The following is a 12,583-nucleotide window of genomic DNA, read 5'->3' as shown; positions in this document are numbered from 1 at the left end:
GAGTCTATTAGCTTATGGGCAAGGCAGGCGGTAAATCAGTGCCAGCTCGTCGAGACGCTTTATCAACTCTGGTGAGATAGTGACGTTAATGCTGTCAATATTCTCTTTGAGTTGCTCAAGGTTGGTTGCCCCTATGATATTTGAAACCACGAACTTACGTGAATTGACGAAAGCGAGTGACATCTGCGTTGGGCTAAGTTTGAACTCACGGGCTAAGTCAACATAAGCCTTAGTGGCATCAAGGGCGAGTTGAGTCCCGGTATAACGGGCAAAACGTTTAAAAAGTGTGAGACGCGCGCCTTCAGGCCATTGGTCGTCTAAGTACTTGCCTGTGAGTGCACCAAAGGCCAATGGAGAGTACGCAAGTAGCGGCGTTTCTTCACGGTGGCTTATCTCTGCCATGCCGACTTCAAAACTGCGATTAAGCAGGTTATAGGGATTTTGAACGCTAATGACTCGAGGCAGGCCATGTTTTTCGGCAAGCTGCAGGTATTTCATCAATCCCCAAGGGGTTTCATTGGAGACGCCGATGTAGCGGATTTTGCCCTCTTTTTGCAGTGAAGCAAGGGCTTCAAGGGTATCGATAATCGGGGTGAGTGTTTCGTTGTCATCGATCTGCTGATAGGAGAGTTCACCGAAGAAGTTGGTGTTTCTGTCAGGCCAATGAAGCTGGTAAAGATCGATGGTTTCTATCTGTAATCGTTCCAGTGAGGCATCGACAGCTTCATGTATATTGCACCAGTCCAAGGCCATATTGGGGCGGATGTAATCGCCTTTACCGCCAGGCGCTGAAACCTTAGTGGCGATGACCAAGTTGTCACGATGACCAGTCTTCTTTAAATAATTACCTAAAATGCGTTCTGTGGCGCCCTGAGTTTCAGCTTTGGGAGGCACAGGGTACATCTCGGCAGTGTCAATAAAATTGACGCCTTGATCGATGGCGTAATCAAGTTGGGCAAAGGCTTCTGACTGCGTATTCTGTTCACCCCAAGTCATGGTGCCTAAACAGAGTTCACTTACTTCAAGGTTGGAATGTGGTATTCGGCGATATTCCATAAAATCTCCACTGTAATGTCATTGCTTTGAGGCTAGCAAGCTTTTAGAAAAAAGACTAGGGGGAAATGATCTATATAAAACAAGGCACTGTGATCGAGAGGATTATAGGGTAACTATTTCAGTTTTAACAACATAGGTAACTCACAGGCGTCGTGGCCTGTATCACCTAAGTGCTTTGAAATATGTTCGAAACCGATAGCTTCATATAAGCTAATCGCCTCTTTCAGGCAGGCCGTGGTTTCAAGGTAACAGGCTTGGTATTCCTGCTCTCGTGCATAGTTGAGGGCGAGGTACGCCATGCGCTTTGCAAATCCTTTACCTCTTAACTGTTTACTGAAGTACATTTTTTGAAGTTCACAGACACCTTGTTCACTGCCTAATGGGGCGATTCCAGCCCCGCCGAGTATTATCCCATCGAGCTCTATGATCCAATAACATGAGCCTGAGGCGTTATATTGTTTGCTGGTGGTCTCAAGACTGGGATCGGCAACACTGTAGCCTTTATCCGCAGTCAACCCATATTCAGCTGAGACCTCTCTTATGAGCTCTGCGATTGCAACATCATCTGCAGCGGTTATCTCTCTGATGGTACAGCCTTGTTGAGCTTGGGTACGACAGATGGCTTTATTGTAAGCTGAAATAGCAGATTCAATATTGGTGGCTTCTTCTGGTGAGAGTTGACATAGGATTTCATCAAACATGACGTTTTGCTGATGATGGAGTTTTTGCAGTAGCTTTTTCCCTTGGGGAGTTAAGTGGGCAAGTAAGCTTCTGGTATCTTTTGGGTTGCTTTGGGTGTACGCAAAGCCTTTTTCGACAAGATGAGTGACCGCACGGCTGGCATTTGATTTATCGATATTCAGGCTCAGTGAAAGTTGCTTTATTGAAACCGCTTCATTGCCTAGTTCGATTAGTGTATGAGCTTGAGCTGGAGATAAGGGGAGGTCGCCAAAGGCTGAGTTGAGCATGCCTAATTGTCTGACAATGTGTCGAGATACTTTTCTGAGACCATCTCTAGCGTTGGTTTTACAACAGCGTTCGCCCTGTTCACTTGTTTCAATATCATTGTTACGACCAATAAATGCCAATCTAACGCCCTCGATTATGATTGATTCTTAAAGATAAGAATTAGGTGCGACTAACATCTAAAGAGTCAGGTATAACCTAGAGCGGATTAAACTAAATTGCAAGTCACTTGGGTATATACCTAACGTCGGTATAACTCATCATTGAGTAGTGGCGCCATGGCTAAGATAAGTGCTTGCGTATAAGTACTTTCTCGGGTTGCCGCCCCTCGCGTCAAGAGTCCAATGGCTCCGCCTTGCTGTTTGATATTTTTGGTGTTGAAAAGCCTGTCCATCACATCACCTAACTCCTCACCTTCATTTAAGGCGCTATAAATAATGGGAGGAAGCGGGAGGAGTGCGCTACGGCCGACTAAACGTTGACTCTGATGCGCTATCACGACATAAGCAAAGGTGGCTGGACCATAGGCGAAGTTATCGACTCCGCCCTCAATCGCAATATAAAGGTCAGCTTTTTCAATTTCGGGCGCTGATTGACAGTACTCAACCCTGTTTATTGCACCTTGAAGTGTTTCTGGTGCTGTCATCGGTTGATCAGCGACGCCCGAGGGCGCATGACAGCCATGACAATGAATGTCAGAGTGTGGAAAAAGTTGTTCTAAAGCTGACTTTGCAGCCTGAACTTTGACTGGATTGGTTGAACCAACCACTACGTGAATTTCTTTTAGTTTAGTTAACATTGGCATAGGGGATTTTTTATTGGATTTACGATTTTATTTTAAGCAGTGTCTCCCGCTTATCTGCAATTTGCAACCTGATGCGATTAGAAGATAAACGATATTCGTTATCTTTTTGATCCCCCTAATTTTTACATGAGTAAATAGGTCATTTATGTTAACCAACCTCTAAAGATTGGTCGGCTATTGAGCTTAATAAGCGATCTTAGTTTTATTGATGACAGTTTGAATTACTAAAGATCTGAGTTCATTTAGTGGATTCGATTGTGATCTAGTTCAAATTTTTTGTTTGCTTTGTGGGTTAATGTCTCGTTACTGAGTATTTTTGTGACATTGCGCGAGTGTGCGTTTTTTGTTGTGTGATTTTGAATATCACCTTTAGGTAATTTATGTAATGGTAATGTTTGTTTTAGGTTCAATCTGGTTACTTTGATTGAGTCCTTATGAAAATTTACCACACAACAACTGTGAGCAAGATCACGTTGCTCACTTGTTCTGAAATTCAATTTCAAAACCACGCGCTAGATCAACTTTTTGATGTTCTAAATCTATATTCTGACCGCGAATTCTGCTCTTACTGTGGGGCTAACCCGTAACTACACAGTCTATGTTTGTACCATCAAAACCAAAGGTGCCATTAGCACCTCAAAGGTAAATTTATGCAAGAAGAAGTGATGAAAACCCAAGTAGAAACATCTGGCCGTCAGGGTTGGACACGTCAAGATACAACTTGGATGTTAAGTTTATTTGGTACCGCTGTTGGTGCAGGTATTCTTTTCCTACCTATCAATGCTGGTATGGGCGGATTCTGGCCACTAGTGATGATGGCGATAATTATTGGTCCTATGACCTATTTAGCGCATCGTGGTCTATCTCGTTTTGTCTGTTCTTCACAGAAGCCAGGCAGCGACATTACTCACGTAGTTGAAGAGTATTTTGGTGTTGGCGCAGGTAAAGCGATCACATTGTTGTATTTCTTTGCTATCTACCCAATCGTATTGATCTATGGTGTGGGTATTACTAACACTATCGACAGTTTCATCGTTAACCAACTTGGTATGGCATCGCCACCACGTTGGATTCTATCTGGCTTGCTAATTTTAGGCATGATGTCAGTGATGGTTTCTGGCGAAAAGATCATGTTGAAAGTGACTCAGTTCCTAGTTTACCCACTAGTGGCTATTCTTGCTTTTATGTCTTTGTACCTTATTCCAAGCTGGAAAATGGACGCCTTGTCTCAGGTGCCATCAGCAGGTGAATTCTTAGGCACTGTTTGGTTAACTATTCCAGTATTGGTCTTCGCATTTAACCATTCTCCAGCAATCTCACAGTTCTCTGTTGCATTGAAACGTGAGCATGGCGTTAATGCGTCTAAGAAAGCCGATGTGATACTACGTAACACGAGTATGATGTTAGTTGGTTTTGTTATGCTGTTTGTATTCTCTTGTGTGCTTTCATTAAGCCCAGCACAACTTGCAGAATCTAAAGCGCAAAACTTACCAATTCTGTCTTACCTTGCTAACGTGCATGCAAGTGGTTTTGTAAGCTACTTTGGTCCTATCATTGCTGTGATTGCAATCGTATCTTCTTTCTTCGGTCACTACTTAGGTGCGACAGAAGGTCTGAAGGGCATTATTACTAAGCAGTTGCGTAGCAGTAAGAAAGAAGTATCTGACAAGAAAGTAAATAGATTCATTCTTGGCTTTATGTTCTTCACCATCTGGGGTGTCGCAATTATAAACCCAAGCATCTTAGGTATGATTGAAGCACTCGGTGGTCCAATCATCGCTGCGATTCTTTACCTAATGCCTATGTATGCTGTTTACAAAGTACCAGCACTTAAAGCCTACCGTGGCCGTATCAGCAACGTTTTCGTTGTGATTGCAGGTCTATTAGCAATGACAGCCATTCTGTTTGGAATGATGTCTTAAGTAAAACTGTTTTAAGATTTACCTAGGGTCAGCACTCATTCAGTGCTGACCCTTTTCTATTGAGGTAATTAGTTATGTTTAGCGCATTTGATATTTTTAAGATAGGTGTTGGTCCATCCAGCTCACACACTGTCGGGCCGATGAAGGCCGCAAAAGAGTTTGTTGATGAATTACGTCAACGTGGAGATATGGCTAAAGTGACACGCGTCAGTGTCGATATTTATGGTTCATTGTCACTTACCGGTAAAGGTCACCATACTGATACGGCTATCCTTACGGGATTGGGTGGTAACTTACCTGCGACAGTAGATATTGAGGCCATTCCTGAGTTTATTCGTCAAATTGAGACGACAGAAACTTTACCATTAGGAAAAGAGGCGAAGATTGTTGCCTTCCCTAAAGGCTCTGTGACCTTCCATTCTTATGCGCTTCCTCTGCATGAAAATGGTATGTCTATTCATGCTTGGAATGGTGATGTAAGCGTATTCTCTAAGACTTACTACTCTACTGGTGGTGGTTTTATTGTTGATGAAGAGCATTTTGGTTTAGAAGCAGCCAATGAAGTGATGGTGCCTTATCCATTTGCTTACGCAGACGATCTATTAGCTATCTGTAAAGAAACTGGCATGAGCATCAGTGCGATAATGATGGCGAATGAGAAGGCTTTCCACAGCGAAGCGTTTATCAATGAAACCTTCGAGGCCATCTGGAATACCATGAAGGCCGGTATCGAACGTGGTTGCCAAACTGAGGGCGTACTTGCAGGACCATTACGTGTTCCTCGCCGTGCACCAGCACTCTATCGTCAGTTAGTGACCGGTGAGCGTCATACGACCGATCCTATGGCTATCCTTGATTGGGTCAATATGTTCGCATTAGCCGTCAGTGAAGAAAATGCTGCTGGTGGTCGTGTCGTGACTTCACCGACTAACGGTGCCGCGGGTATTATTCCTGCTGTTATGGCTTACTATGACAAATTTGTTCAGCCTATGACTCAGTCTGAATACACGCGTTTTTACTTAGCAGCTTCTGCTATCGGTAACCTGTATAAGCGTAATGCTTCTATTTCTGGTGCTGAAGTGGGTTGTCAGGGGGAAGTGGGTGTTGCGTGTTCTATGGCGGCTGCGGGTTTAGCTGAAATCATGGGTGCTACTGCTGTTCAGGTGTGTATTGCAGCAGAAATTGGCATGGAGCATAACTTGGGCTTAACGTGTGATCCTGTTGCTGGCCAAGTGCAAGTGCCTTGTATCGAACGTAATGCGATTGCTTCTGTTAAGGCTATCAACTCATCACGTATGGCGATGCGTCGTAGCAGCGAGCCTACAGTTAGCTTAGATAAAGTGATTGAGACCATGTACGAGACAGGCAAAGATATGAATGTTAAGTACCGTGAAACCAGCCAAGGCGGTTTAGCGATAAAGGTCACGACTATCTGCGCGTAAAGATAGTTTGGAGGGCGACCTTCGGTCTTTGAGAGCGCCTTCGAGAGCGTGATTTTGTCACTGCGAGGGCGGCCAGCGGCCTTCGAGAAAAAGATAAGTCAAAAGCGATAAGTTGTTGCTTGCTTCTTAGCTTTTTCTCGCTTTCTCGCAGCGAAGCGATCTAGTAGGGAACTTGTTCCCGTACTCGTAGTGAGCCCGCGAACGCCCTCAAAGCGTTCGCTCTCGCTACTTCTCTTCATACATCTGGTAGTAGCTTTTTTCCATTCCCAGCGCCGAGTACGTACTTTGCGCTTTAGTGTTGTCTTGCTCAACATAGAGTCTAAAGCTGGCTGCTCCACCATTTTCTTCGGCTATCTGTTTGACGGCTTGATAGAGCTTAGCGTAGATCCCTTGGCGGCGATTTTGCGGGCGAATATAAACACTTTGGATCCAGTAGTAATCCTTAGCACGCCAATCACTCCATTCGAATGTCACCATCAGTGAACCAGCGATTTCACCATCGACTTCAGCGACGAGGTAGAAGCCTTTTTCCTCATGAGACAATAGTGTTTTCACGCCTGTAGTTAACACATCTTCATCTAATGCAAGATCTTCAGTCTCTTTAGCCATCGCTAAATTAAATTGAACCAATGCGCTAAGGTCTGATATATCGCCTTTTCTAATTTTCATTATCTCTCCCACTTTTGTTGATACTTTAGCATGCTCCTCTTGGCTCAGTGGGAAATATTTATCGAATTTATCATTCGACTAAAGTCTAACCCTGCTAAGCTTTTTATTACTGAATATAAGAGTGAGAGGTGTCTATGGCGAGGGTTAACCATACATTCCGCGTACACAGAAATGTTGCTGGAAAAAGCATAAATAAAGAAGGGGTGGAGCGCTATAAATGCCTGCATTTCATGTTAACCATACTGACTTTTGGTGCTTGGGGCCTAGTGTGGTGGTGGCTTATTTTGAAATCAGAGGGTAAGACAGAGCAGTTATTTAGAGGATTCGATGACGCCTACTGGAGTTATTTAATTGAGCGTGAACAACCCCCTGCAGCCCTGCATAAAATGAAGATAGGGGAGCGTGATTGTAAGGGGCACTTTGATGCTTAGCTTTAAGATATATGTGCTTAAACAAAAAAACCGCCAACAGGCGGTTTTTTATTATCTAGCAAAAGCAGTGTTCTTAAATATTAGAGCCTGCTCAACACCAGTTGAGTATTTCCCTTTGCATCTTTTAAAAGCAGCTTGCCTTTGGCAAGACTGGCATTTGTCACTTCAGGCATGGCAGCCATGACTCTTTGCTCTTGATCCATTAATGCATCAACACAGGCCTTCATTGTATTACCAGCAGGAATAAGGCGAACATTGTCACCGTCAATGGTGTAACTGCCGAAGAAATTATTGCAGCTGTTGTTACCTGAAAGATTTCCTTCTTCAGCAAAAATCAATTGTGCCGGACTGTAATCGATAACAGGTTTATCGGCGACAACCTCGATGTTCCATGTTCCTTGAAGCTCAATATCTTGCACTTGAGCGACATCTGAACTTTGACAAGCTGTTAGGCCGATTAAGGCAGCGGAGATAACGAAAGATTTGATAGACATGACAGAGCCCTAAATTAATGTACTTGTCATATTGTGACAATTATAGTGCAAGATAAACAGCATTAAATCTGCCAAATAGAGGGAAAAGGCGATGAAAGCGTTAAAAGTAATGCATTGGATGGGCCTAGTGCTATTAATTACCGGAGTTGCTACATACCTGTTTACAGATATGAGTCAAGTCGTTAGCGGTATGGTAACAGTGTCAACGTTAATTGGGCTTGGGGCCGTGATGATGTCTCCTTTTCCCGTAGTGCTTTTTATTCAATGGGCGAGGAGGCAGGAGTAAAATTGGATTGGAGTTGTACGCAATATTGCTTGAGTTCTATATTAAAGGGCTGCTTGCTTCAATCTTGTTCTCTATTTCTTTTTCCTGCACTTGCTTGTCCAATTTTTTCTGCTCAGATCTGAGACCATTTTTTGTTTTCTCTAACATAGGGCTCAATTTCATTGATGATTCAGGGCTGAAATAGCTGCAACTGAAATCGATTTTGAGGTGCTCATTTTGTCGATGGAGCAGTTTTTCAATACGTTGAGTGATATGTTGTAAATCACGCTCCGAATCGACAAAAACCAGTACCGTAAATTGCCTCTCGCCGTAATGAGCTGCAATATCAGCCGTGCGTATTGTGTCTTGAATGATATTACCCAGTAATCGATTGTGTTTCTCCACGAGTTCTCGATTTGTAGATTCAGGTAATAACTCAATAAATATAATGCCAGCATGGGCGCCAAAACGTCTGCCTAAGCTCAATTGTCTGGGCGCCATCATAGTGAAGCCATACTCATTTAACATCCCTGTGTCCTTGTCTCTCATTGATAGGGATTCAATGCGTTGTGTCTGGCTGTATAAAGAAAGCTCCTGCTGTAGGAGCACTTGAAATGGCTCAAGCATAAAGGCATTGGCTTCGATCTTTGAGGATTTGGAATTTAATACACAGATACAGCCGAAGTGAGTGCCGTCCGGCCATAATATTGGCCGTGTCAGCATGCTGTTCGCTTCGTTGAAATCTTTAGGTAAGTCTTGTGATTTTTGGCTGGTTAAGTCGATATTGAGCCCTTCTGGTGGGCAGTGCACTAAACGTTGAAAAATGGGAGTCTCTTTTATGAATAGAGTGCCAGTTGTGAAACAACGAGTTTGACTGATTGAGCTGACAATAATTTCAAACCCTTGCCCAGTCTCCTGAATAACAAATACGACGTCAGAATCATAATAGCGCTTCATTAGTTCGCATTGGTGCATCCACCGCACGATATTGAGCTGAGTGTTGTCACTTTCAAGTAAGCTGATTTTGGTATCAATATTCTGCGGAAGCATAGGAACCTAGATTAGTCTTGTTTTATAGTTGTTAATTGTGGTCGTGATATCGGCTTTTAGCAAATAAATGCCTAGGTTTGAGCTATCTTTGCTAAGACGATTTAATGGATTTGACTATCGCTGTATAATGGCCTCATCAGATATAAATGCGATACGAGTAGAGTAATGGAAATTAGAGTAGCTCACCTTAATGATATTGAGCAATTACAGAGGCTTGAACGTCAGAATGTTAATGATGAGTTGGGAGGTGAATCTCAGACTCATGGCCTTGATGGCCAGACGTTTGGTGCTAATGAGCTTACTCATTTAATTGAGCAGGGTTGTATCGTCATTGCTGAAGATAGAACAGAGATTGTGGGTTATGTAATTGCAGGTCCTTGGGCATTTTTTCAATCTTGGCCTGTATATCGCCACATCCTTAAGCAATTAGGTCAATTTAGCGTAAATGGGGTGAAGTTAACCCAAACTAACTCCTGCCAATATGGCCCAATTTGGATTAAAAAAACGTACCGTGGCCAGGGCATCTTTGAACAGTTAGTCACAATGCTTAAAGGGCGTGTCAGTACTCAATTCCCTTTTATGCTGACCTTTATTGCGGAAGATAACATGGCTTCCTTTTCAGCCCATACCAATAAAGCGTCGATGCAAGTATTAGATTTCTTTACCTTTGATGATAGAGATTATTACCTGCTTGTCCTTAATAATAAGGGATTGTGATATGACTGAATCTTTGCTTAAGCTGCTTGCGCCTTACCTTCATCTGTCTTTATCTGCGTTCGATAACACCAAGCTTGTGGTGGCGGTGATCAACTCTGCTCTTGAAATCGGTGACGTTGACACCTTGCCCCCTTCGGCTTATGAAGCTAGTTTGATATCGGCGAGCCAGTCTACAACTGAGCGTTATTACCTTGTTAAATGGCAAGAAGAGTGGGTAGTTTGCGGAAAAACGAATAGCTATGCGGCAAATATCGGTGCTTTGGAAAAGGGTATTAGTGTCGACATTGACTCTTTACGAGCGTTAACGATACCTGTGATGTCGATGCAACAAGTATCGTTTATGTGCATGGAAAATGCTCATTTCGACCACTGTTAAAGTGGACATCAGTCTACAAGGATGAGTTTACTAAACTTGTCGACATTGAGTGGTTGGCTAAAGAGGTAGCCTTGATAAAGATGGCATTCCTGCTTTTTGAGAAAATCTAACTGTATCGTGTTTTCTACACCTTCAGCGACAACGGTTAATCCTAAGTGATGTGCCATCACCATTGTTGTTTCAACGATGGCGGCATCGTAGCCATCATGGGGAAGCCCCTGAACAAAAGATTGGTCAATTTTTAGTGTGTTAATTGGCAGATGTTTTAGGTACGAAAGAGAGGAGTAGCCGGTACCAAAATCATCGAGCGCGATACGAATGCCAAGTTCTTGTAGTTTATTCATCTTCTTGATTGTTGAAGGGATGTCATGAATCGCTACACTTTCAGTTAACTCTAACTCTATGTATTTTCCAAGCACTTGATGTTCAATAAGACACTGTTCAACAAATGGAATAAAGTCAGGATGTGAAAATTGATTCGCACTGACATTTATCGAGAGACACAGTTGGCTTCTCCCTGCTAATTGCCAGACTCTGAGCTGGCGACAGCTCTCCTTCAAAACCCATTTTCCAACTGGGATGATTAAGCCATATTCTTCAAGATGAGGCACAAACTCGTCAGGATTGACGACGCCATGTTTCGGGTGTTGCCAACGCAGTAGCACTTCGGCTTGAAGGATATTGGTGCCGCTCGAATCTACTTGAGGTTGGTAATATAATAAGAACTCTTCATTTTTAATGGCTTGACTGAGTTCTTCTTCGAGTTGTTGGCGTCGTCTTTCGGTTTGTTCTAGTTCGTCATCATAGAAGCGAACCTGATTTTTCCCTGTATTCTTTGAATGGTAGAGTGCAGCATCGGCGTATTTGAAAATATCGTTGTGACTCATAGTGGCACGATCTAAGATCACGACGCCGATGCTACTGGTTACTCGAATTTGTAATTTTCCGAGAGGAAAAGGAGTACTCAGTTGAGCTCGGAGCTCTTCGGTGACCATCGCGAGCTTTTCTGTTGCCTGGGTTTGATTTGTCCCTAGGTCAGAAAAGTAAATAATGAATTCGTCACCGCCCATTCGAGCAACAAGGTCTTCCTCATCATGGATATATTCACTGAGAGTATCACTGACTTCACATAAAAGAAGGTCCCCGATAGTATGCCCAAAATGGTCATTGACCTGTTTAAAGTTATCTAAGTCTATATAGAGTAATGAGGATAAGCTTTGAAAGGGTTTGGTTAACTCTTTTGCAAGATGCTCAGTGAGTAAGCGTCTATTTGCGATGCCAGTTAAGGCATCATGATATGCCATAAAGGTAATTTTATTTTCGGCAGTGATCCGCTCTGTAATATCGGAGAGGATGCCAGCAAAACCAGCAAACTGTCCTGTTTCATCTTTGACTGCTCTGCATGACAGCTCAAAAATTCGTTGTTCACCATCAGCGGTGATAAAGGTGATCTCCTCACTCATCTCCATGATCTGCTTTGTGAGTAAGTCATCAAAACCTTTGGTGCACCTCAAAGTATCTTCTGGTGAAAAGTTATCAGCAAAGTCACAGCCTAAAGAGTCAGCAATGCAGTAGCCTGACATTCCATGCCAAGCTTGGTTGAGAAAAGTCCATTTCAGCTCCAGATTAAGATGAAATACCACATCACGAAGGTGTCCCACTAAATCTTGATAGCGTTTCTCTGATGCTTGCAGGTGCTCAATGAGTTTATTTTGCGCCTGAGAGAGTAGTTCACTGGAACTGGGACCTTTTAAACCGTCAGGCATTTAGAGTCCTAAAGATTGCGCAATGTCTTTTGAGGACATGACATTTGCATACAAAGGCATTATCTCATTGAGATAATACTCCTGCTCAAAAGTGGTTCTTGCGACAGTGCAGTCAGAGATGATAGTGACACGATAACCGAGATCTGCGGCTTCTCTTCCTGCTGTATCGATACAAAGGGAGGTGACCGCGCCAGCAATAATTACATTGGTAATTTCGTGTTCTTGCAACACTCGATGTAATTCCGTATTTGAGAAACAGCTTAGTCCGCGCTTACCGGGTAAAGTCACAATGTTACCTGATAGCGCCTCAACCTCTGCTATCGTTGCAGCCCCTACGGTGTTTGATCTGAAAGCGCCATTATCTTTGATGATTTTTAAAATCCCGATGGGATCACTGAGCTCGGAATAGTCGGGGGTAAAGATTATAGGAGTTGCTGCAATCACGGCTTCGGTTGGCAGCAAGGTTTTTATCAAGTTGAGCGAGTTGGCCAAGATTGTCCCCACCTGCTCTGAATTTTCCAGTGCACTGTGTAGGATGCCATCTTTGGCAAAATAATCATTTTGAAAACCAATTAAGAGTAGAGCTGTGTTTTGAATGTTCATTACAATTCTCACTTATTATGC

Annotated in this window: 14 protein-coding genes; 6 read left to right on the top strand and 8 right to left on the bottom strand. The window is 43.2% G+C overall.

Annotated features, from left to right (window positions below; genetic code table 11):
- Positions 1–12: 12 nt before the first annotated feature.
- The 3 genes from FN961_RS17470 to yjjX form a co-directional block, all read right to left on the bottom strand.
- On the bottom strand, positions 13–1,056 hold the full coding sequence (locus FN961_RS17470; RefSeq protein WP_144041463.1) for an NADP(H)-dependent aldo-keto reductase: 1,044 nt from the start codon (positions 1,054–1,056) through the stop codon (positions 13–15).
- Between the two features lie 113 nt (positions 1,057–1,169).
- Positions 1,170–2,117, bottom strand: coding sequence for a bifunctional helix-turn-helix transcriptional regulator/GNAT family N-acetyltransferase (locus tag FN961_RS17465; protein WP_229814777.1), 948 nt, complete (start codon positions 2,115–2,117; stop codon positions 1,170–1,172).
- A 146-nt stretch (positions 2,118–2,263) separates the two neighbouring features.
- On the bottom strand, positions 2,264–2,827 hold the full coding sequence (yjjX, locus tag FN961_RS17460) for an inosine/xanthosine triphosphatase (RefSeq protein ID WP_144041462.1): 564 nt from the start codon (positions 2,825–2,827) through the stop codon (positions 2,264–2,266).
- Between the two features lie 650 nt (positions 2,828–3,477).
- Here yjjX and FN961_RS17455 point away from each other — a divergent pair.
- Together FN961_RS17455 and FN961_RS17450 are read left to right on the top strand one after the other, a co-directional pair.
- A complete protein-coding gene (locus FN961_RS17455; RefSeq protein ID WP_144041461.1) occupies positions 3,478–4,749 on the top strand; it encodes a serine/threonine transporter in 1,272 nt (423 codons plus the stop codon).
- A gap of 74 nt (positions 4,750–4,823) precedes the next feature.
- Positions 4,824–6,191 (top strand): L-serine ammonia-lyase, encoded by a 1,368-nt coding sequence (locus tag FN961_RS17450; protein WP_144041460.1) that lies wholly within the window; start codon positions 4,824–4,826, stop codon positions 6,189–6,191.
- A 225-nt stretch (positions 6,192–6,416) separates the two neighbouring features.
- Here FN961_RS17450 and FN961_RS17445 read toward each other — a convergent pair whose 3' ends face one another.
- Complete coding sequence (locus FN961_RS17445) at positions 6,417–6,860, bottom strand: GNAT family N-acetyltransferase (protein WP_144041459.1); 444 nt, start codon at positions 6,858–6,860, stop codon at positions 6,417–6,419.
- A gap of 134 nt (positions 6,861–6,994) precedes the next feature.
- Here FN961_RS17445 and FN961_RS17440 point away from each other — a divergent pair, with 134 nt between their 5' ends.
- The gene (locus FN961_RS17440) at positions 6,995–7,291 is read left to right on the top strand and encodes a hypothetical protein (RefSeq protein ID WP_144041458.1); all 297 of its coding nucleotides are present in this window, start codon (positions 6,995–6,997) and stop codon (positions 7,289–7,291) included.
- An 80-nt stretch (positions 7,292–7,371) separates the two neighbouring features.
- On the opposite strand, the gene FN961_RS17435 is transcribed toward FN961_RS17440, so the two are convergent.
- Positions 7,372–7,785: an META domain-containing protein gene (locus tag FN961_RS17435; protein ID WP_144041457.1), complete on the bottom strand. Its 414-nt coding sequence runs from the start codon at positions 7,783–7,785 to the stop codon at positions 7,372–7,374.
- A gap of 91 nt (positions 7,786–7,876) precedes the next feature.
- Here FN961_RS17435 and FN961_RS17430 point away from each other — a divergent pair, with 91 nt between their 5' ends.
- A complete protein-coding gene (locus tag FN961_RS17430) occupies positions 7,877–8,071 on the top strand; it encodes a hypothetical protein (protein ID WP_144041456.1) in 195 nt (64 codons plus the stop codon).
- A gap of 36 nt (positions 8,072–8,107) precedes the next feature.
- Here the strand turns inward: FN961_RS17430 and FN961_RS17425 are convergent, their stop codons facing one another.
- A complete protein-coding gene (locus FN961_RS17425; protein ID WP_144041455.1) occupies positions 8,108–9,100 on the bottom strand; it encodes a nucleotidyl cyclase domain-containing protein in 993 nt (330 codons plus the stop codon).
- A 165-nt stretch (positions 9,101–9,265) separates the two neighbouring features.
- Between FN961_RS17425 and FN961_RS17420 the strand changes: the two genes are divergently transcribed.
- Positions 9,266–9,817: a GNAT family N-acetyltransferase gene (locus tag FN961_RS17420; protein ID WP_144041454.1), complete on the top strand. Its 552-nt coding sequence runs from the start codon at positions 9,266–9,268 to the stop codon at positions 9,815–9,817.
- Position 9,818: 1 nt separating this feature from the next.
- Positions 9,819–10,193: a hypothetical protein gene (locus FN961_RS17415; RefSeq protein ID WP_144041453.1), complete on the top strand. Its 375-nt coding sequence runs from the start codon at positions 9,819–9,821 to the stop codon at positions 10,191–10,193.
- 8 nt (positions 10,194–10,201) lie between these two features.
- On the opposite strand, the gene FN961_RS17410 is transcribed toward FN961_RS17415, so the two are convergent.
- Positions 10,202–11,959 carry a sensor domain-containing protein gene (locus tag FN961_RS17410; protein ID WP_144041452.1) on the bottom strand — a complete coding sequence of 586 codons (1,758 nt, stop codon included), beginning with the start codon at positions 11,957–11,959 and terminating at the stop codon, positions 10,202–10,204.
- Positions 11,960–12,562, bottom strand: a complete 603-nt coding sequence (locus FN961_RS17405) for a cysteine hydrolase family protein (protein ID WP_144041451.1) — start codon at positions 12,560–12,562, stop codon at positions 11,960–11,962.
- Positions 12,563–12,583 lie beyond the last annotated feature (21 nt).

This window comes from Shewanella hanedai (genome assembly GCF_007197645.1).
Classification (GTDB): domain Bacteria; phylum Pseudomonadota; class Gammaproteobacteria; order Enterobacterales; family Shewanellaceae; genus Shewanella; species Shewanella hanedai.
This window is presented reverse-complemented; position numbering and strand designations above follow the sequence as displayed.